The organism is Thioalkalivibrio sp. ALJ21 (assembly GCF_000378605.1).
Taxonomy (GTDB): domain Bacteria; phylum Pseudomonadota; class Gammaproteobacteria; order Ectothiorhodospirales; family Ectothiorhodospiraceae; genus Thioalkalivibrio.
This window is the reverse complement of record NZ_KB905155.1, coordinates 617,298-638,389: the sequence shown is the minus strand read 5'-3', so window position 1 is coordinate 638,389 and position 21,092 is coordinate 617,298. Positions and strand designations below refer to the sequence as shown.

The 21,092-nt window shown below is 62.4% G+C and carries 15 protein-coding genes and 2 tRNA genes; 4 read left to right on the top strand and 13 right to left on the bottom strand.

All coding sequences use genetic code 11. From position 1 onward, the window contains the following. The first annotated feature begins 37 nt into the window (after nucleotides 1–37). Nucleotides 38–124 (top strand) — tRNA-Leu (locus F579_RS0102960). Between the two features lie 44 nt (nucleotides 125–168). Then, nucleotides 169–244 (top strand) — tRNA-Thr (locus F579_RS0102955). Nucleotides 245–314: 70 nt separating this feature from the next. On the opposite strand, the gene F579_RS0102950 is transcribed toward F579_RS0102955, so the two are convergent. Then, the gene (locus F579_RS0102950; RefSeq protein ID WP_026301041.1) at nucleotides 315–1,703 is read right to left on the bottom strand and encodes a TolC family outer membrane protein; all 1,389 of its coding nucleotides are present in this window, start codon (nucleotides 1,701–1,703) and stop codon (nucleotides 315–317) included. Between the two features lie 409 nt (nucleotides 1,704–2,112). On the opposite strand from F579_RS0102950, the gene F579_RS0102945 reads away from it, so the two are divergent. After that, nucleotides 2,113–2,790, top strand: a complete 678-nt coding sequence (locus F579_RS0102945) for a transglutaminase-like cysteine peptidase (protein WP_026301042.1) — start codon at nucleotides 2,113–2,115, stop codon at nucleotides 2,788–2,790. A gap of 10 nt (nucleotides 2,791–2,800) precedes the next feature. Beyond that, nucleotides 2,801–4,708 carry a LapD/MoxY N-terminal periplasmic domain-containing protein gene (locus F579_RS0102940; RefSeq protein WP_019024340.1) on the top strand — a complete coding sequence of 636 codons (1,908 nt, stop codon included), beginning with the start codon at nucleotides 2,801–2,803 and terminating at the stop codon, nucleotides 4,706–4,708. A gap of 62 nt (nucleotides 4,709–4,770) precedes the next feature. Here F579_RS0102940 and F579_RS0102935 read toward each other — a convergent pair whose 3' ends face one another. The 12 genes from F579_RS0102935 to F579_RS0102880 all read right to left on the bottom strand — a co-directional run bounded on the left by F579_RS0102935 (nucleotide 4,771) and on the right by F579_RS0102880 (nucleotide 21,089). Next, on the bottom strand, nucleotides 4,771–6,384 hold the full coding sequence (locus tag F579_RS0102935; RefSeq protein WP_019025571.1) for a retention module-containing protein: 1,614 nt from the start codon (nucleotides 6,382–6,384) through the stop codon (nucleotides 4,771–4,773). 209 nt (nucleotides 6,385–6,593) lie between these two features. After that, nucleotides 6,594–8,456: a retention module-containing protein gene (locus F579_RS0102930; RefSeq protein WP_019024342.1), complete on the bottom strand. Its 1,863-nt coding sequence runs from the start codon at nucleotides 8,454–8,456 to the stop codon at nucleotides 6,594–6,596. A 144-nt stretch (nucleotides 8,457–8,600) separates the two neighbouring features. After that, on the bottom strand, nucleotides 8,601–8,933 hold the full coding sequence (locus F579_RS0102925) for a hypothetical protein (RefSeq protein WP_019024343.1): 333 nt from the start codon (nucleotides 8,931–8,933) through the stop codon (nucleotides 8,601–8,603). 101 nt (nucleotides 8,934–9,034) lie between these two features. Then, the gene (locus F579_RS0102920; RefSeq protein WP_019025570.1) at nucleotides 9,035–12,895 is read right to left on the bottom strand and encodes a retention module-containing protein; all 3,861 of its coding nucleotides are present in this window, start codon (nucleotides 12,893–12,895) and stop codon (nucleotides 9,035–9,037) included. A gap of 307 nt (nucleotides 12,896–13,202) precedes the next feature. After that, nucleotides 13,203–13,817, bottom strand: coding sequence for a response regulator transcription factor (locus F579_RS0102915; RefSeq protein WP_019024345.1), 615 nt, complete (start codon nucleotides 13,815–13,817; stop codon nucleotides 13,203–13,205). Nucleotides 13,818–13,822: 5 nt separating this feature from the next. After that, nucleotides 13,823–15,247, bottom strand: a complete 1,425-nt coding sequence (locus tag F579_RS0102910; RefSeq protein WP_019024346.1) for an HlyD family type I secretion periplasmic adaptor subunit — start codon at nucleotides 15,245–15,247, stop codon at nucleotides 13,823–13,825. Next, nucleotides 15,244–17,415: a type I secretion system permease/ATPase gene (locus tag F579_RS0102905; protein ID WP_019024347.1), complete on the bottom strand. Its 2,172-nt coding sequence runs from the start codon at nucleotides 17,413–17,415 to the stop codon at nucleotides 15,244–15,246. The genes F579_RS0102910 and F579_RS0102905 overlap by 4 nt, the downstream gene beginning before the upstream one ends. A gap of 215 nt (nucleotides 17,416–17,630) precedes the next feature. After that, the gene (tadA, locus tag F579_RS0102900) at nucleotides 17,631–18,158 is read right to left on the bottom strand and encodes a tRNA adenosine(34) deaminase TadA (protein WP_018994934.1); all 528 of its coding nucleotides are present in this window, start codon (nucleotides 18,156–18,158) and stop codon (nucleotides 17,631–17,633) included. After that, complete coding sequence (locus tag F579_RS0102895; protein WP_019024348.1) at nucleotides 18,148–18,651, bottom strand: glutathione peroxidase; 504 nt, start codon at nucleotides 18,649–18,651, stop codon at nucleotides 18,148–18,150. Before F579_RS0102895 ends, tadA begins: the two co-directional genes overlap by 11 nt. Then, a complete protein-coding gene (locus F579_RS0102890) occupies nucleotides 18,644–19,297 on the bottom strand; it encodes an ABC-type transport auxiliary lipoprotein family protein (protein WP_019024349.1) in 654 nt (217 codons plus the stop codon). Before F579_RS0102890 ends, F579_RS0102895 begins: the two co-directional genes overlap by 8 nt. A 2-nt stretch (nucleotides 19,298–19,299) precedes the next feature. Then, nucleotides 19,300–20,313 (bottom strand): MlaD family protein, encoded by a 1,014-nt coding sequence (locus F579_RS0102885; protein WP_019024350.1) that lies wholly within the window; start codon nucleotides 20,311–20,313, stop codon nucleotides 19,300–19,302. Next, a complete protein-coding gene (locus tag F579_RS0102880) occupies nucleotides 20,310–21,089 on the bottom strand; it encodes an ABC transporter ATP-binding protein (protein ID WP_019024351.1) in 780 nt (259 codons plus the stop codon). Before F579_RS0102880 ends, F579_RS0102885 begins: the two co-directional genes overlap by 4 nt. Between the last annotated feature and the right edge of the window lie 3 nt (nucleotides 21,090–21,092).

Genomic DNA, 21,092 nt, shown 5'->3' with positions numbered 1-21,092 from the left:
CCACACCCCGCTCGTGCGCTACACTAGCGCCTCGAAAGCCGGGATGGCGGAACTGGTAGACGCGCCGGATTCAAAATCCGGTTCTGGCAACAGAGTGCGAGTTCGATTCTCGCTCCCGGCACCACCTCTTTTCTCGGGCCCGCTGCCAGGCCCGAAACCACGCACCTGGCCGGTGTAGCTCAGCTGGTAGAGCATCTGATTTGTAATCAGAGGGTCGCAGGTTCGACTCCTGTCGCCGGCTCCATATCGCACACAGCAAAAGGGCCAGCCGAAATGGCTGGCCCTTTGCTTGTCTGCATTCCCGCGAGTCGGTCTTAGCGGAAGATGCTTTCGTGGCGGGCTTCGCTCATCTGCGGGGCATCCGCCGGGCAGACCGACTCCGGATCGATCCGGGCGGCATCATCTACCAAGCCCAGGTCGGCGGCTGTGGGCATGTCGCCACGCGAGATGTCGAGATACTCGAGCAGTCGGCCCATCCCATTCAGCGCCCGCGCCTTGGCGATTTCCATGTCGTGCTGGGCGTTGATATAGGCGCGGCTCGCCTCGAAGTGCTCGTTCTCGGTGTCGAGCAGATCCAGCAGGCTGCGCTGGCCGATCCCGAACTGCTGGCGATAGGCGGTGCGCACGCGGTCGGACGAGTCCCGATGCTGGCGCAGGAAGCGCAGCTGACTGTCCAGCGAACGCATGTCGTTGTAGGCCACCGATACCGTCTGACGCACGTTACGGCAGACCGACTCTTGCTGATCGCGCGCCTGGTTGAACTCTTCGGTGAACTGGCGCACCCGCGCCTGGTCAGTGCCGCCGCGGAACAGGTTCCAGGTCATCACCACCAGCGCCGAGGTGTCATGGATACGGATGTCCTCGCGTTCGAGCACATCGTTCTCGTAGGCATGACGCAGTTGCAGATCCAAACGCGGATGGAAGGCCGAACGGGCCACATTGCGCTGTTCCTGTGCCGCTTCCATGTTACGCAGCGAGGCGAACATGGCCGGATTCTTGGTGATGGCCTCGGTCAGGGCCTCCTGAACCGTGCCGGGAATCGGCTCGTCAGAGAAGGTGCCAACCAGGTCCACCCGGTCGTCCGCGGGCATCTGCCCCACGATCCGGTAGTACCGCGCATTCACGTCGTGAAGATTCTGGCGCTCGGTCAGCAGGTTCGACTCGGCCAGGGCCAGACGCCCCGAGGCCTGCTCGAGGTCAACGCCCCGGCCCACGCCGCGATCGGTCTGGTCCACGATCTGATCGTAAACCTCCTTGTGCGCGTCGTAGTTCTCCTGCGCCAGGTCGACCAGGGCGCGCTGGCGCTGGACATCGGCGAAGGCACGCACGGCTTCCAGTGCGATCTCCTCGGTCGTCTCGCGCAGCTCGAAATAACGTACCCGCTGAATCTCGCCCAGGCGGCTCACTTCGCTTGCGGTCTCGAAGCCGTCGTACAGCATCTGCGTGAGCGTGATATCGACGCCCCGCGGATTGCGCGAAAACGAATCAAAATCGTCGTCGCTGGAGCGCTGGCGCTGATACCCCGCACGGGCATTCAGGTCGATCTCGGGCAGGAAGCGCCCGCGCGCGCCGGTTTGTTCTTCCCCGGAGGCGCGAAAGGCATGCCACCGCGACTGCACATCGGGGTTGGAAAGTACCGCTTCCATCGCGGCGTCGCGCAACGGCTCCGGCGCCTCGGCCTGCGCCGACCCACCCACTACCATCGCCACAGCCGCCGTCAGGGCCAGCAAACCACCTTTGCCAGCCACAGGCCTAATTCCGTTCATCATTTTTGTCCTCCCATGAAACCTGTTCGCCCACTCTTTTTGTCACCGAGCCAGCGCATCCCGCTAACCGGACGAAACGCTTATGTACGCCTCACACCTTTGAACGATAGGCCTAAGCCCATACCCGCGCAATCCTTTTTGAAGTGGTTCACATAACGGCAAACAAACGCCTGATAAGGCGAGAAATAGCGCACAGCACTACGCTTGGGTTTTATGTTTCTGGCTTTCCATAAAGGCGTGGCTCATCATTCGGGAAGTAGTGCTTTCTTCAGCCACCGGAGAGTGCGCCGACGTGCCTGGCATCTGGCCCCGCAACCCGTCCCGACTGATACAGCGTGCAAGCCTCGTGCTCGTGCTGTTCGCCGGGGCGTGGCTGCTGGGCTCCAGCCATGCGGGCCTCGACAGCTTCGCCCAGCTCGAGCAGGTTGCGGCCGACCGCTATGGGCCGGAAACCGCAGAGCGGGTGCGGCGCTGGCGCGAGCTGCTGGAGGATCTCGCCGATGAAGACGAGCAAACCCAGATCACACGGGTGAACGAGTTTTTCAATCGTCAGCTGCGCTACCAGGACGACCAGGTCACCTGGGGCCAGGAAGACTTCTGGGCGACCCCCCTGGAGGCCCTGAACAAGGGTGCTGGCGACTGCGAGGACTACTCCATCGCCAAATACGTCAGCCTGCGCAAACTGGGTATCCCCGATGACCGCCTGCGGCTTTTCTACGTCCGAGCCCGCCTTGGCGGGCCTGGAAGCAATCTCAGCCAGGCGCACATGGTTCTCGGCTATTTCACCGACCCGCGAGACGAGCCCAAGGTACTGGATAACCTGGTGACCCGAATTGAACGCGCATCCCAGCGCGACGACCTGACGCCGATCTTCTCGTTCAACAGCGAGGGACTCTGGCCCGACGGGCAGGCACAGTCCGCGGCCGACCCCACCGCCCGCCTGTCACGCTGGCGCCGCGTCCTGGAGCAGCTGGACGAATACGGCCTTGATCTCGACCGACCCATCAACTCGACCCCGGAATGAGGGCGCAGTCATGACGCTGAGAAAACAACTCTGGATCGCAGTAGCCATCATCATGCTGCTGGCGTTACTGGTCAGCATCGTGGTGAGCACCCTGTCCGCCCGCGACTACCTGGCGCAGCAGCTGCTGACCAAGAACATCGACAACGCCGCATCCCTGGCCTTGTCGCTTTCCCAGCTGCCCAAGGACGAGACCACCGTGGAGCTGCAAATCGCCTCGCAGTTCGACACCGGCCACTACCAGCACATCCGGCTGATCGATCCGACCGGCGACCTCATGATCGAACGCCGCAACCCCGAGCCACCCCAGGGCGTGCCCGAATGGTTCGTCGAGCGTCTGGCCTTCAACGTCCGCCCCGGGGTCGCGCATGTGTCCGACGGCTGGTCATCATTCGGCACCTTGATAGTCGAGAGCCAGACGAACTACGCCTACGAGGCCCTGTGGGACGGAACCCTCCGCCTCACCGCGATCTTTGCCGGCGGTTTGCTGATCATCGGCCTGATTGGGTCGTTCCTGCTCGGCCGGCTGATTCGGCCACTGAAGCAGGTGGTGGAACAGGCCGAGGCCGTCGGCGAAAGGCGGTTCGTGACCACTCCGGAGCCCCGCACCTGGGAGTTCCAGGCACTGGTCCGCGCCATGAACCGACTGACCGAGCATGTCCGGATGATGCTGCAGGAAGAATCGACGCGCCTAGAACGCCTGAAAAATCGCCTTCAACACGATGATGTAACAGGCCTTTTGAACCGCGAATCCTTCCTGGCTCGATTCCAGGCGACCCTTGAAAATCGGCACGCCGGATCCGCCGGGAGCTTTGTCGTCCTGCGCGTCGCCAGCCTGCCCGAGCTCAATCAGGCGATCGGACACGACAAACTGGATGAGCTTCTGGCACGTATTGCGGAAGTCGCGGAACAGCAGGTGAGCGTGACCGATTACGGCGCCGCAGGGCGCCTGAAGGGTTCGGATATTGCCGTCTTTGGCGACGGCATCGGGGACAGCCGCCGCTTTGCCGAGTCCCTGCTGACGGCGATCCGCGCAGAACTGGGCCCCAAGGCTCCCGAGGCGATGGCGTTGCATTTGGCCGGGACACCCTACCACCCCGACGACACCACCGGAGAGGTGCTCAGCCGCGTCGACCAGGCACTGGCCCGCGCGGAGCTGGAACCGGGCGATTCCATCGCCGAAGAACCGCATGCCGTGCTGCCACATGCCAATCAGAACGAATGGCGTACCGCGATCACCGTGGCCATGGCCACGCATGGCGTGAAGCTGGCGCGATTCCCGGTGATGGACGCCGACCACGAGTTGATGCACCACGAAGCGCCGATGCGCCTGCTACTGGATGGCGAATCGCGCCCCGCGGGCTATTTCATGCCGTGGGCGGTGCGCCTGGACCTGATCCGGCAGCTGGACGACGCCGTCCTCGATGTTGCGCTGGATCAGCTACGGGCAGGCAACGAGCGCCTCGCAATCAATTTGTCGGTCGACAGCCTACAGGACACCGACTTTCGCCAACGCCTGGAATCCCGCCTGGCCTCCGACCCGGAAGTGGCCGGTCGACTGTGGCTGGAATTCCCGGCCCGGGGCGCCCTGGCGCATCCGGCCGAACTGCGCGACCTGTGCCGTATCGCGCGTGTCACGGGCTTCGTGGTCGGTCTGGAGCACGCGGGGCCGGAGGCCTTCCGCTCACACGACCTTACCGCGTACGGGCTGCATTACGTGAAGCTGCAGGCCTCGCTGATCCAGGGCGTCCATCGATCCACGGAGACCCAGGCGCTGATTCGGGGGCTTTGCACCCTGGCGCACTCGATCGGAATTCTGGTGATCGCCGAAGGCTGCGACAGCACCGACGATATCGAGCCCCTGATGGAGCTTGGCATCGACGGCGTGACCGGCCGATCCGTTCAGTCCATCAAGGCTTGATCGACACAAAAAAGCCCCGCCAACAATGGCGGGGCCTCGCGGACAAAAACGAATCGCGCGTTCTACTGGTCGATCTTTAGCTGATCGTTAGTCAGCAACGCCTGGATGATGGCATCGGAACTGTCACCCAGATCAACGCCCTGCAGCGTGATGATCTGATCCGCATTGTCCTTGTCACCGTTGAGACCGCCGTTCGAGTGGACGTACAGCACGGTGTTTCCGTTTTCTGTTTGCGCGTACAGGTAATTGTCGAGGTTGTCCTCGCTTTCACCTTGCAACAGGTCCGAAAGATCCAGCACATCACCCGACGTCCCGTCCCAGGGCTTGAAGTCCGTGACGGTATCTTCGGCCGGCTGCCCCGCAACATTCGACTGGTCTCCCGTATTCCAGACGAAGGTATTGTTGCCGCCTCCGCCCGTTAGCGTGTCGTTTCCGGCCCCACCGATCAACGTATCGTCGCCGCTGCCTCCGAACAGGACATCGTCCCCATCGCCACCAATCAGCACATCATTGCCGATCGAGCCGATCAGGGTGTCGTTATCCTCGGTGCCGACAAGGGTCACGCCCAGCGGCTTGACCGAGTAGGCGCTCTGATCGGAGCCGTCCCGACCGCCAAAGAACGCGATGTACGAGAAGCTTTCATCGTGCTCGATCGTCGCAACGCCGTCGACCACCACCAGATCCCCTGTCGCAATCCGGTCGCCCTGTTCGTCATAAAGGGCGTACGTCGCATCGGTAATAGGGCCCTCGACGGCAAACTGAACGCCATCGACCGGTTGGGCTAGTTCGAACAAGAGCCCTTCGTTGTGCTCAATCGCGTTGGGATCATCCGCATTGCTTTGATGATCCACTGCATAGAAGCCATTTTCGCTGACGGAGACGGAGGCACTCTGGTGCCCGGTCTGTTTCAAGCCAGAAGCCGTCGCAGCGGTGCCTTGCGTCGAGTTACCGACCGTATGCGCCGTCACGTCACTATAGATGTCGCGCGGATCCTCATCGCCTGGATCCTCATCGCCTGGATCCTCATCCCCTGGATCCTCATCACCCGGATCCTCATCACCCGGATCCTCATCACCCGGATCCTCATCACCCGGATCCTCATCACCCGGATCCTCGTCGCCCGGATCCTCGTCGCCAGGCACGTCCTGCGGCGGTTGTTCATCGACGACGATCTCGTCCGCCGAGGTAACAGACCCACCCGAGTCGGTCCCCTCACCGGGTTCCGGCTGGCCCAGTGCATTCGTGGGAAAAACATACTGCACCTGCGGCACTTCGTCATTCACGCGGACAACCCGCACAAAGCCACCGCCTTCACCGGCCGTTCCGCCTTCTACGCCCGCGGCCGGCGCCTCCAGCAGATCATCCAGGCTTTCTCCCCGATCCAACGCCGCAATAATCTCCTCGACCGTGGCATCTCCTATCTGTGACGCCATCGCATCCGCGTCTGCGGACTGCACCAGGTCCTCTGTGAGCGTCGCCGCCTCACCCTCCGCCAGGGTGACGCTCGAACCATCTGCCAAAGCGAGCTCCACCAAGCCACCAGACTGGGTTGTAACCTCCTCTCCAGCATAAATCGGGTCACCCTGCTGAAGTACCCGCGAGTTGCCCTCGGCGTCACGAACAGTCACGGTCCCGATCACCGCCTGAACCGTTGCAACAATCATTTCCGGGCCCATGGCCTTATTCCCTCATCATGCCCCCAGTACTGGGGGCTTACGGTTGAATTGTTAGGCCAAACGTCAAAATTCCGATAGCTGTACTGAAGTACAGGGGATGAGTTTCTCCATGAACCCGTCAAAACGATGGCGGTCTCGCCTCATACAAGGGCACAAAAAAGCCCGGGTCCGCGATACGGCCCGGGCACTTTCATCAGGAAGACAACCCCTTACTGGTCGATGGTCAGGTGACCGTTCTCGATCAGCGTCTGGATGAAGTCATAGGACGAATCGAAACCGTCCATGCTGACCCCTTCGAGCGTAATCGCATAATCAGCGCCGCCCGTGTCCGACCCAAGCATGCCGCCCGAACTGATGTGGAGCACGGTATCTTCTCCCTGCGACTCGGCCATCAGGTACTGATCGATGGTCTCCTGGCTCGCACTCGACAGCAGCTCGCCCAGTGTAATTTGAGCCCCACTACTCTCGCTTTCCAGGCTGAAACCCTGGATCACGAACCGAGCGGGGTCGTCCGTCGTCCCCTGCCCGCCTTCCGCGACCACAAAGATGTCCTGATCCGAGTCCACCGTCAGGAAGTTCGCGCCAAAGTCATCGGCTTCTTCGAGCGCCTCCACCGACTCGGTGGCGAGGGCTTCCTCAGCTCCGGCAGGATAGAAATCGGCATCTTCGCCCTCGCCAACCTGGACCGACAGATCAACCGGTCGAACCGAGAACTCGCTTCGATCGCCGCTCCCTCCCGAGCCTGTACTGCCGCCCTGAAATGCAATATAGGAAAACGTCTCGCCGCTCAGCTCCAGGAAACCGTCTTCATTCACATCCGCGGCAAGATCACGAGCCTCGCCGATGCGCACTCCATCGGCATCGTAAAGGTGATACGAGCCGCCATTGATCGCACCTTCAATCTGGAACACTGCTGTATCCGTGGGGCTGACCAACGTAAACAGCAGGGCCTCGCCAAACTCGATCGCGTTCGGATCATCCGATGCCGACTGATGGTCGATCGCAAAGAACCCGTCCTGATGCGATACCGCGGCACTCTGCGCGCCCGTCGACTTCAGGTTGTTCGCATTCGCCATCGTCCCCTGCACATCACTGCCGCCGACCACATGAGCCGACGCGAACAGATCCGGCACGGGCTCGGGGGGTTCTTCCCCGCCAGGCTCGGGAACCGGCGCAAAAGCGCTGTCGGTATCCACCAGATCGGGAAGGTCCACCAGTTCAATCGTCCCCTCCACGATCACGTTCAAGTGGTTACCGTCCACCACACCTGCCCGGATTGCGGCCGCCCCGGCCTCGGTCAGCACCACCACCCAGTTGCCCGCCCCATCCTGAGCGAGCGCAAGATACGCCGTATCGCCGCCGACAATGCTGTAGACGATTGCGCTGGCCAGGACGGGGTCCAGCCCATCCAGATTCAGGGTATGGGAAACCTCGAAGACCACATCGCCCGCAGCCGCATCGTTCGCGTCGTCATAGCCGTATCCGGCCGCCACGGATACCGACACCGTTAGCGTCGGGTTGGCTGTCACCGGAGGGGGCGGCTCAACCGGTGGTTCTACTGGTGGCTGCCCGGGAGGCACAACCGTGTCCGCCGTTTCTCCTCCCGGCACCGCGACGGTCTCGCCCAGAGCATCGGGACGACCGAAGACGTTTTCCGGAAAAGTGTAGTTAATCGGCTCTACTGGCTCGTTAATGCGTGCGACACGCACGAAACCGCCGCCATCGCTATCACCACCTTCGAGACCGGCCGCCGGTGGCGCAATCAGCGCGTCCAGTGACTCACCACGCTCCAGGGCCGCAATCACTTCTTCCGCCGTCGGAATCTCTGGATTGTCCGCACGGCCGCTATCCGCCAGAGCTTCGCCCACCAGGACCTGCTGACCCTCACCGAGCGACAAGACACCACCTTCCATTGCCTGCAGATCAACCGACGCCCCCTGCAGTGGGATCACCTCTTCCCCCGCATACACGGGATCGCCGACCGCGAGCACCCTGGAAATACCGTCGGCATCTCTCGCAATCACAGTCCCGGTCAATGCCTGGACGGTGGCCACTACCGTATTCACTGCCATCGAATCCCCCTCATGCGCCAGCCCTCAAGACCGGCTCAAACAGACGCCTTCGCGTCCATAATCGATCCAACCTCAGTGCCTGGTCTGGGTCCATCGCCACCGGCACACCGTCGTGCATGACACGTGATGGTCTAGCCAGCCTTTCTAGAGAAGGCCTTCGTCGTCTTCCACCAAATTCAGGCGCCGAGCCGAAGCTCGAAGATCTTTGCGACCCAGCAGCTTCTGCTGCGCCGCATCCGGCAGATCCGTAAACCGGATAACACCCTTGTCCGTAAGCACTTCCACCAGATCTTCGAGCACCCGGATCAACTCCAGATCCGATGCCTGCAACGCCGCAGGCGGCGCGGGCTCGCCGTCACTACTCGACAAGAACGCCAAAAGCTCCGGTGCATCGGCCGCCACGAACTCTACACACTCGGCATCCGGATCCCGGCTCACCAAATCGATCCTTCCCTCTGAATTCCGTCTCACATACATACGCGGCCCTCCGGCCGTTCGGCCTTCCTGCTCCCAGCCTACACCCTCAGACACAAGAGAGCCCCGCCGATTCAGACCGGCGGGGCTCCTCACTCGACCTATTACTGGTCGATCTTCAACTGCCCGCTTTCCAGCATATCCTTAACAATATCCTCACTGTACTGGACATCTTTCAGCACGATGACCTGGTTGGCGTTATCCGTAGAATCACCAAGACCGCCTTCCGAATGGATGTAGAGCTTCGTATCGTTCCCATCCTGCTCCGCGATGATGAAGTCAGCGATGTTATCTTCGTTCTCCCCTTGGAGAAGGTCTTTCAGATCGAGAACGTTATCGCCATTGCTGAAGTCGGTCACCACATCTTCTGTCGGCGAACCCGCGTCACCCTGATATCCGCCGATCCAGATAAACGTGTCGTTGCCATCGCCCCCAGTGAGGGTATTGTTGCCGCCGCCCCCAATCAACATGTCGTCCCCGGCGCCACCGTCGAGCAAATCGTCGCCAAAACCACCGATGAGAATATCATTGCCGTCGGTTCCTTCCAGTTCACTCCCTTCCTCGGAATCGGGCGCCGAGATCATTTCCCCTTCGGAATCCGCAACCACGATCTCCCCGATTCCGTCCGTCGACATAAACCAAGCGGTTAGTGCAGATTCGATACCGTCGCCATCCCCATCAGTGCCTTCGATCGGCAAGTGAATACCACTCCCGACTGCCTCCTCGACACTACTGAACTCAAATTCATTCAGGTTAAAACGATCCGAGCCCTCGGCGGCCTCGATCTCTAGTGCCTGGAACGACTGACTCGAACTGATTGAGTACGTCCACCCATCCTGAAGGCCACTAATAAGCAGCGAATCTCCCTCACTACTGACGTCAACCGAACCGGTGCCGTCCGTTGTGAAATCAACCGAACCGCCGCTCGCATCCCTTATTTCGACATCAGATGGCTTAAGGACAACTGGAACTCCTTGTCCAATAAGGCCCCCATTACCTTCGTCTGAAAGAGCAGTGACATCGGTGAATGCACTGACTCTAAGGGCAAAACTATTGTTACCGCCTGTGCTCGCACTGAGAGCTTGGCTGAACTCATTTACAGAGAGGTTCCGACTCCAATCTGCGGAGCTCCCAGTATTGGAAAGGGAATCAACGAAATTGAATCGAGCCATCTCGCCTGAGTCAAATCCTTGGCCACTATTAACTCCAAGCCCTCGCGAAGCACTCGTATTCAGATTCACCCCAGACTCGGCCGAAATCAGCACGCCTTCCGAAGCACCCTCCGTGGTCGAGCTCAATGAATACAGCGGATCTCTACCTCCGTTAAAGCTAACCAAATTAATTTCAAAACGACTCAGCGTATAGACTTCGTTAACATTTGTAATGGTGTACTGGTCATTAACTGCATCCAGCCCGATGCGGAACCCGACGGTGCCTTCTTCTGTGCGCGCCTCCATGGTGCTCGGATCCCCATCCTTGTAAAGCATGAGCACCTCACCATCGACGTACAGTTGGTTACCTTCGCGGTCCAAAGCCAGGACGCCCTCGTCGAAAGCGAAGACCACGTCGCCAACACCATCACCCCCAGCGTTTTCGGTAAAGTTGAGCGTGCCGGTATAGCCCGCTTCAAGTGCCGCCTGATCCGGAACGAAATCACTCGGGCCGTCGTCGACGATCTCGAGTTGTTTGCCTAGCCCTTCGGTAATCGTTTCGCTCGCCGTATTACCCGAGCCATCCTCAACCGTTGCGGTAACCTCAAGGTCGATCAGTCCTGAAAGCGAGACGATGTCATCCGGATTGTCCGTGTCCGCGTGATCGATCGGCAGGAACTGCTCCATCTCCAGGATTTCACCGTTGATCCGGACTTCGAACACCGTCGTGTCGTCCGAGAGCTGCCCGATCACGGCACCATCCTGCACGGTCAGATAGACTGCCTCCCCACCACTTGTCAGGCCCGAATCACCCTCGTCGGCCTGCAAGGCGTAGGTCAGAGACGCAGTCAGTGATTCAGAACCCACCGAACCGGTTGCCGTTACGTAACTGGAAAGATTGGTCTGGTCCGTGCTGGACCCTTCGCCGATCGTGCCCGCATCAAAAGTCTGAAGGCTCAGGGCACTCATATCCACTTCGAGCTTATCGACATTTGGCAGATCGAACGGACCCGCCGTGTCCGACGCCTCCGCCGTATTGCCGTCATCATCCGACGCAGTCGCCGTCACCTCGTAGGTCTCGCCATCCTCGAAGGCCAGACCCTCCAGCTCCGCCGTCGGCACCGACCAGGTGCCATCGTCTGCCGGCGTCGCCGTGAACGCCTGGTCCACACCTTCGCCACTGACCACGACCTCGATCGACGTCGCATTGCTCGAGGTGCCACTGATCTCCGCCGAGACCTCGTTGTTCTCCGAGCCCAGCTCGAAGCTCACACCCACCGTCGGCAGATCGAACGGACCCGCCGTGTCCGACGCCTCCGCCGTATTGCCGTCATCATCCGACGCAGTCGCCGTCACCTCGTAGGTCTCGCCATCCTCGAAGGCCAGACCCTCCAGCTCCGCCGTCGGCACCGACCAGGTGCCATCGTCTGCCGGCGTCGCCGTGAACGCCTGGTCCACACCTTCGCCACTGACCACGACCTCGATCGACGTCGCATTGCTCGAGGTGCCACTGATCTCCGCCGAGACCTCGTTGTTCTCCGAGCCCAGCTCGAAGCTCACACCCACCGTCGGCAGATCGAACGACGCCATGAGCGATGGCGAAACGGAACTAAACCCGAGGTCGTCGGTGGCTAGCGCATACACCGAATACTCAACTCCTTCCTCGAAGTTCAGATCAGTGAGGTCAACAACCCACTCGCCATTTTCCTGAGTCGCTTCGACCGATTGACTGTTAACAAACACCGTTACACCAGTGGCATCGGTTGCGTTGATCGTCAGGGAAGGATTCGGATCCCCCCCATTACCACCGGCGAAGCCCTCAGGGGCAAATTCAAAGTCACTGATCTCCACAGATGGGAGCGTAAATGCCGCTTCCAGCACGCCGGTCTGTTCGTCACCATTCTCATCGACAACGAAAGCCTCGATTTGGAGGTCGCCCGGGTTCAATCCCGAGATATCAACATTGGTCGCGATCCAGGATCCGTCGTCCTGGATCACCACTTCCTGACCGACCGTGCTGCCGTCCGTGCTGCCGTAGTTGACGCTGTTGCCATCGGAATCGGTAATCGTGAGGCTGACGAATGAACCGGCAGGAATATCCTCGGTCGATCCGGAAATCGTCGCCAGCACGCTCTGCATGCCTTCCCCAAAGTCAGGCACGGCAAACATCATCATTCCGGTCTGACCATCCCCTTGCGGGCCGAAATCGTTCGGCTGCATACGCTCGCCCGGCCCATACATGAAGGACGAGAGCGTGATCGAACCGCCCGGAGTTACATCTTCCGAGGTATCACCATCCGAGGCATCACCTTCCGAGGTGTCTCCATCCGCAAGCGTCCCTCCCCCTTCACCACCGGCGTCACCGGGGCCGCCCAGAGCGTTGGGGTCATAGGCGTACTCGATCTGGCCGATCTCTTCGGAGCCGCGGGCGATACGCACGAAGCTGCCGCCTTCGCCAGCTGCGCCGCCGTCGGCACCGGCGGCCGGGGCTTCGATGATGTCGGTGATGTCTTCACCGCGATCCAGGGCGGCGATGATCTCTTCGACCGTGGCGTCGGCGATCTCGCCTTCTTCGGGCTGGGGTTGGGCGGATTCCGCCAGGTCGTCGGTGATGGTGGCGGACTCGTTGCCCGCGAGGGACATGGTGGAGCCGTCCTCGAAGGCCATCTCGATGAAGGCGCCGTCTTCGGCGATGACTTCTTCGCCGTAGAAGATCTCGTCTCCGGCTTGCAGGACGCGGGTGTTGCCGTCCTCGTCTCGCGCGATCACGGTGCCAACAACGGACTCGACGGTAGCTACGACGACTTCAGACATGACCTTCTCCTTGGACTCGGAAGTACTTCACAGTTTTCGATGGGTACGAGCCTAGGGGAGTCGGCGTTGGCACGACAGGTGTACCGAAGTACAGGGTTTGTGGGGTTATGGGAGAACCGATATGAGGCTCGGTTGGATGAAAACGGGTCGAAGCTGCGGGGCGCGGGGGCTGGATTGATGCGATTCGCTGTGCTCATCGCATCCTACGTGACGCCATCCCCCTCGTTTGATGAGGGTCGTAGGATGCGATGCGCGCAGCGAATCGCACCACCGCCGCTGGAGGCGGCTGACGCGCGTGGCCCGAGAATCAGACGGTCGGGTGCGATTCGCGCAGGCGGGTCAGGTGGAGCACGAGCTGGACACGGTCCTCCACGTTGAGCTTCTTGAAGACGGAGCCGAGGTGCATCTTGACGGTGCGTTCGGTCATGCCGAGCTGGCGTGCAATCTCCTTGTTGTGCGCCCCCGTGGTCACGGCCAGGGCAACTTCCCGCTCGCGGGGCGTAAGGTTCTCGAACCCCTCGGGCGGCGTTTCCGGGTCGCGGGGCTGGGCGCTGCGGACTGTGCGAATCATCCGGGTCATCAGGTCGGGACCCACCCACAAGCCACCCCCGGTGACGGTGGCTGCGATCGTTCGCAGCTGGGCGACGTTGGCCAGTGTATGGCAGTAGCCGTGGGCCCCGGCGTCGAACGCGCGGATACCCTCCTCGTCATTCGGGTGGCGCGACTGCACGATCACCCGATGCACCAGCGTCCTTTGTTTGACGTACTCCTCCCAGTCGGCCAGATCCGTACCAATCCAGCAGGCTTCGGTGCCCTCCGGCAGGGTCGACGGAAATGGCGGGCGCAGCACCTGGGCATCCGGAAAGGCCTCTACCCAGCGCGACGACGGCCGCGACGCTCGGTCCATCATAAAGATCTGCATGTTGCTCAACGCTCCGTAAAAGCCAGCTCGCCCGCGCGGAGGATCGGCTTCAGCAAATACTGCAGGATGGTGCGCCGCCCAGTGATGATATCTACCTGCGTGACCATCCCGGTCATGATCGGATGCTCCTCGTCGAACCCGGTTTCCTCGGTTCGTACGCGGACCTTGTAATAGGTGTTGCCGTCGTCGTCGGTAATCGTGTCCGGGCTGATGTGCTCCACGGTGGCATCCAGGCCGCCGTAGATGGCGAAGTCATAGGCGGTAAACTTCACCTTGGCGTTAAGCCCCGGACGCAGATAAGCAATATCGCGTGGCGACACGCGCGCCTCGATCAGCAACTCGTCCTCCAGCGGCACCACCTCGGCCACCTCGCGCCCGGGCGAGATCACGCCGCCGCGCGTAGTGATGAACATCCGCTGCACAATCCCCGCCATGGGCGATCGCACCTCGGACAGCCGCACACGGTCCTCCAGGCCCTCGGTGCCCTCGGCCAGCTCCTGCAGCCGCCCAAGGGTGTCGGCGAGCTCCGAGCGCCACTGATTGCGGAAATTCAGCCGCACCTCGCGGATCTTCTCTTCCGCTTCCTCGATCGCGGCGTCCAGACGGGCGATCTGGGCCGTCGCCTGATCGCGGTCCCCGCGGGCGTTGGAGACCTCGCGGCGCAAGCGCAGGATCTCCACTTCGGATACCGCCCCGCTCTGCACCAGCGGTTCGGTCACCTCCAGCTCGCGGCTGGCCAGCTCCAGGGCACGGATGGCCTGGCTGCGGCGCGCCCTTACCTCGTTCAGCTCCTCGCGTCTTTGCCGCATCTGTTCTTCGGCAATGCGAATTCGCGAGCGCAGCTCATCCAGGCTTTCTTCGTAAAGCTGCTGTTCCTGTTCGACGATGGCCTGCGGTCCTTCCTGAAGGTCTGGTGTAATCAGGAACGGGGTTTCCGTCAGCAGCGCCATCAGGCGCGCGCGGCGCGCTTTCAATGCGAACTCGCTCGCCCTTGCCTCGCCCAGGTCGGACAAAAATCGCGTCGGGTCCACACGCACGAGCACATCGCCCTGTTCCACGACATCCCCTTCGCGTACCAGCACGTCGGAGACCACACCCCCGTCCATCGACTGCAGCACCTGAAGATTCTGCGACGGAATCACCCGCCCATCCGCGCGTGCCACCTCGTCAATCTCGGCAACGGAGGCCCAATAAACCAGCAGGCCCAGCGTGATCAGGATCCCGTAGAGGAGCGCGCGGGCGCGAATCGGACGCTCCTGTATCTGCGTCCAGTCGGCGTCCGATGCCCAGTTGCGGTGGTCGCCACCACCCTTGGTCAGCCACGGGCGAAAGATACGGTCCACCATCGGCGCACCGACCTTTCCGGTCTGATCCATACCGCGGCCAAGCGCCTCGAAACCCTGGCCGTCCCTGCGCGTGCGCTTGCTCATGCCTGCGCCTTGCCCACGCGGCCTTCCCGCAACGCCTGGATCACCTGCTCCTTCGGCCCGTCGGCCACCACACGGCCCTGATCCAGCACGATGATCCGGTCCACCAGCTCCAGCAGCGAGGTGCGGTGCGTGACGATCACGGTGGTGCGCCCCTGGATGAACTCCGCCAGACGGCGCTTCATGCCCTGCTCGGTGGAGTTATCCATGGAGCTTGTCGGCTCGTCCATCAACAGCATGCTGGGCTCGTGCAACACGGCCCGCGCCACACCAACACTCTGCTTCTGCCCGCCCGAAAGCCGGCCACCGCGCTCCCCGACCTGCAGATCAACCCCTTCCGGATGGGTATTGATCAGATCCTCGATCCCGGAGATCGCAATCGCCTTGCGAATGGCCTCGTCGCCGGCCAGCGGATCGGCGGCCACCAGGTTCTCGCGCAGGCTCCCATAGAACAGCGTGACCTCCTGGCCCACGTAGCCCAGCGACCGTCGCAGCTCGGCCGGGTCCAGCTGGCGAACGTCGATCCCGTCCACCAGCACGGCCCCGGAGGTCGGCTGATAAAGGCCCATGATCAGCTTGGCCAGGGTGCTCTTGCCGGAGCCTACCCGTCCCAGCACGGCGACGTGTTCACCCGGCTCGATCTTCAGCGAAACACTCTGCAACGCCGGCGTGGCGGACTCGGGGTAGGCGAAGCCAACATTGCGAAACTCGATCGCGCCCTCGAACCGATCGCGACTCAGGAAGTGCGAGTCCGCCGGGCGCTCCACCGGCAGCGCCATGATCTCGTTCAGCGAGCCGAGTGCGGTCGAGGCCTGGTGATACTGCATCAGCAGCCCGGCGGTCTGGCTGATGGGCGCCATCGCGCGCGAGGAGATCAGGTAGGCGGCAATCAGCCCGCCCATGGAGAGATCCCCCTCCATCAGCAGGAACACGCCGAGCACGATGATCGCGACGCCGACCGTGTGCTGCGCCCACATCGCCGTGTGCGTCACGCTTGCGGTCAGGAGTCGATTCTGCGCACTGGTCCGGGCCAGGTGCGTCGTGGCGCGTTCCCAGGTCGCCTGCACCCGCCCCTCCGCGCCCAGGGCTTTGAGCGTCTCGGCACCGGTGAGGCTCTCGACCAGGGTCGAGTTGCGCTGCGCCGCCACGCGGTAGCTCTCTTCCGCGAGTCCGTGCAGCTTGCGATGGATGGCAGTGGCATAGAACAGCAGCAGCAACGCGCCAATGGCCACGGGGATCGCCAGCGGCCAGGCGATCAACGCGATGATCGCGATAAACATGAACGCGAACGGCAGATCGACAAAGGCGATGATCGTTGCGGACGATATAAAGCTGCGCACCGATTCGAACGCGCCAATGTTCGACGCAAACGAACCCACCGAGGCCGGGCGGTTCTCCATGCGCAGCCCGAGCACGCGCTCCATGATGTGCGAAGAGAGTTTTACATCCGCGCGCATCGCCGCCTTGTCGACGAAGTGGCTGCGCATGGTGCGCAGGATCAGGTCCGCGATCAGCACGATCACGACACCCGCCGCGAACATGAACAGCGTCTCGGTCGCATGATTCGGGACCACGCGGTCGTACACGTTCAGCACGAACAGCGGCATCGCCAGCGCGAACAGGTTGATCATCACCGCCGCGATCAGCACATCGCGATACAACGGCCGGTTCTCGCGAATAACCCGCCAGAACCAGTGCCCCTTGCTCTCCTTCGAGACCCGCGGTGCGCGCGCATCCATGCGGAATTCTGGGCGCACATAGATTGCACGTCCCACATAACGCTCTTTGAGCCGTTTCAGCGGGACGTCGATGACCGCATCACCCAGCTCGGGGTCGATCACCCGGGCCACGCTCTTGTCTTCGTTCCAGCCGACCAGCACCCAGGCCTCGTTCTCGTCCAGCAGCAGCAGCGCGGGCAGCAGGTCGTCCTTCAGTCCGCGGGCGTCGCGGGTGACGGTGCGTGTGGTCAGTCCGGCACGCTGTGCCGCACGCGGGACCAGGGAGGGGCACAGCCGCCCGTCGTCCAGCGGAAGACCCGCAAGCGCGGAATCCGGCGTCAGACGCAGCCCGTGCATGCGGGCGATCAGGATCAATCCACCGAGAAGGCTGTCCGAACGGCCCTCCCCATCCACGATCGGGAACTCCGGCTCGCGGTCATCCACATCGCCCATGGACCCCGACTCGGGTGTGCCCGTGGCCGGATCCAGTACGGGATCCCCGCGATCATCATTGGAAGGAGGCTGGCTAATCGGTACACCCCTGTGGCCGGACACAGAATCTCGGCATCCGCGCGCACTGTTGATGTGCAGAACGTGAACGCCTTCTCATATTTGCTTGATTCTGCGCCCCAACGTACCGCCGGGCAACGCCTTTACATCACGGGGATCTAACGCTTTCGGCGTAGACGAAAGAAATTGCGCAACAGCTCGGCAGAACGCTTCGCCGCCACGCCTTCGATGCATTCCAGACGGTGGTTATGAGCGGGGTGATGAAGCAGGTCGATGGCGCCTCCGGCGGCCCCTGTGCGGGGGTCTGAAGCTGCAAACACCAGCCGTTCCACCCGGGCGTGGATCATCGCCCCCGCACACATCGAACACGGCTCGAGGGTCACGTAGAGCGTGGTACCGGTCAGCCGATAGTTGGAACACCGCTTTCCGGCTCTACGGAGGACTCTAATCTCGGCGTGCGCAGTGGCGTCATGCTCGCCGATCGGTGCGTTGTGGGCGACGGCCAGACAATAACCCTCCGCATCCACCAGAACAGCGCCCACCGGCACCTCGCCGACCTCCGCGGCCCGCTCGGCCTGCGCAAGGGCGACATCCATCCAGTAGGCATGCGCACCGGGTTCCGTGGGCGCCGGACCGCGCTCGCCGGGTTCCATGCTCCGCGCGTCGGACGCGACCTCAGCCGCCATCGCCCGGGCGCGGTGCGGCGAGTGCGCGCTCGATCACGTCGACCAGGTCCTGCGGCTTGCGCTGGGGCGCAAAGCGGTCGAGTACGGAGCCATCACGACCGACCAGAAACTTGGTGAAGTTCCACTTGATCCCCTGCGTGCCCAATGCGCCGGGGGCCTGCTGCTTGAGGTGCTGGTACAACGGGTGCGCACCCTCGCCGTTCACCTCGATCTTGGCAAACACCGGAAACTCGACCCCGAAACGCACACCGCAGGCCTGTATGGCCTCCGCATCACCCGGCTCCTGCCTGCCAAACTGGTTGCAGGGGAAGCCGAGCACGTGAAAGCCGCGTCCGGCGAACTGTTCCTGCAGTGCCTGCAGCCCCTCGTACTGCGGGGTGAACCCGCACTCGCTGGCCACATTGACGATCAGCAGGACATCCCCGCGATAGGCCCCCAGGGGCTGTTCGGTGCCATCTGCCGCCGGCACCGAGAAGTCGAAGACATCAGTCATCGCGCGCAGCCTCGACATCTTCCAGAATCGCATCCTCCAGATCCGCCAGGACCTCGGCCGTCGCACGCGACAGGGCCGACACCAGCTGTGAGGCCGAACGCCGTTCCAGCGCCTGTTCGGATTCCAGGTGGACCAGACGGCTGCGATCGCCCTGGCTCAGCTGGGCGCGCAGCCCCATGTGCCCGGTCCCCATCACGGCCAGACCATTGGATCCGACCTCATCAGTCCCTTCCAGGTCTCCGTACAGCGCGGTGATCAGGACATGGACCCGCACGGCAGGACGCCCCTGTTCGCGCACTGCAGAGGCGTTGTCGACCAGCTCCAGCGCGGCATCATTGCGCGTCCAGCGTTCCCGCAGCAGTTGTTCAAGCTGCTCCGACGGCTTCAGGAACCACTCGTTGTAGTAATCCGACTCATACTGGTGATTCCCCAGCCGGTACACCAGCCCATTGCCGGCATAGGCCGGAGCGACCCGGACCGACCCCAGTTCGACGGCCACCGGCCCCTCCGCCGTACGTGCGGGCGGCTCGTCCGGCAACTCCAGCAGATACCAGGAGCGATCGAGCGGCTCGCGATCCGGCAACAGCGTGCACCCGCCCAGGACCAGCGCGGCGAGCATCAGGGTCGGAACTTTCCACCAGTTCATGCTTACTCCTCGTCCATGCGGCTGCGCGGTGGCGGGGCACCGAACAGCGTGCCACCGGGGTTGCGGCGTACATCATCCGACAAGCTGCGCAGGCCCGAGATCGCGCCTTGCAGCTCGTCCAGGGTCTCCAGCAGCTTCGACTCGCTGACATCCATGCCCCGATCCAGTCGCTCGACCATCGAGTCCATGCGTTCGACCAGGCCCGCGACATCGGCAGCCTCGGCCGTACGACGCAGCTCCTGGATCGCCTTGCGAGTCTCGGTGGGCAGTGCCTGTGTGTCCGGGTGGTCCACCAGGGCCTCGACCGACTGCATTACCCGATCGGCCGTGCGCATGGTCTGCTCGAGCTCCGAGATCAGGTCATCAGCTCGCTGGTTCAGCCCCCCAGTGTCCAGACTGGATACGGTGTCGTCGACGGTCACCAGCAACGTGTTCAGGTTCTCGATGGTGCCCTCGATATCCAGCCCGTCGATCCGCTTGAGCAGATTCTCGGCGTACTCCATGAACTGCACGGCGATACTCGGGGACGACGGGATGTAGATCGACCGCGGCTCCCAGTCGTGTTCCAGCGGTGGGTGTTCTTCCGGATCGGAGAAGTCCGCCTCCAGATAGTTCATGCCCGTGATGCCCTGTGCCGCAATGCGCACCCGCAGGCCCGCTTCCACCAGGTTCTTCAGGACTTCCGCCTCGAAATCCTGCTCGCGGGCACTAGCCGCGAAGCGGTCCGGCCAGAGCCGGGCCTCGACCATCACATAGCGCTTGCGCTCGCGCGGGTCCACGTCTTGCTGGTACTCCACCGAGGTAAAGCCCAGGTGCGTGATCTCGCCAATGGTCACGCCGCGAAACTTCACCGGCGCACCGATCTCCAGCCCCTGCACGGATGAATCGACGTAGGTCTCGATCGGGATCGATGCGCGAAAGAGATTGCCCGCGGTCATGATGATCAGCGCGGTCACCAGCGCCACCAGACCACCGACGATGAACAATCCCAGGCGAAAATGTTGTCGGGCACTCATGTAGATCTCTCTTCGGAGTCGGCCGAATCGGCCCGCTGCAGGAACCGCTGTACCCACGGGTGATCGGATGTATCACGCAGAGTCGCCGGGTTCCCTTCGGCAACGATGCCCTTGCTTTCCTTGTCGAGCATAATGACCCGGTCGGCAATCGCAAAAATACTGGCCAGCTCGTGGCTGACAATCACGATGGTCATGTCCAGGCTGCGCGCCAGCCGCAGGATCAACTGGTCGAGCTCCGCCGAGGTGATCGGGTCCAGCCCTGCGGAGGGTTCGTCCAGGAACAGGACTTCCGGGTCCAGCACCATCGCACGCGCAATCGCCGCGCGCTTTTGCATGCCGCCGCTGATCTCCGAAGGCATGAAGTCCGCGAACTCCCCAAGCCCGACGAGCTGCAGGCGCGCCCTGGCGATCGCGTCCATCGCCTCGCGTGGCAGGTCGGTATGGACCTCCAGCGGCAGACGCACGTTCTCGAGCAGCGTCATGGAGCCGAACAGCGCCCCCATCTGGTACATCACCCCGACACGGCGCAGGATCGCCTCGCGCGCCTTGCCTTCCGCAGTCGTGATGTCGGCGCCGGCCACCCAGATGTGTCCGTTCTGCGGTGTGTAGAGCCCGATCATGTGCTTGAGCAGCGTACTCTTGCCGCTCCCGGAGCCGCCGAGGATTACGAAGATCTCGCCACGCTGAACGTCGAAGTTGAGGTCCCGCATCAGCACAAAGTCGCCAAACCCCATGGTGAGGTCGCGCACCTTGATCACCGGCTCCGCGCTCGCCACCTG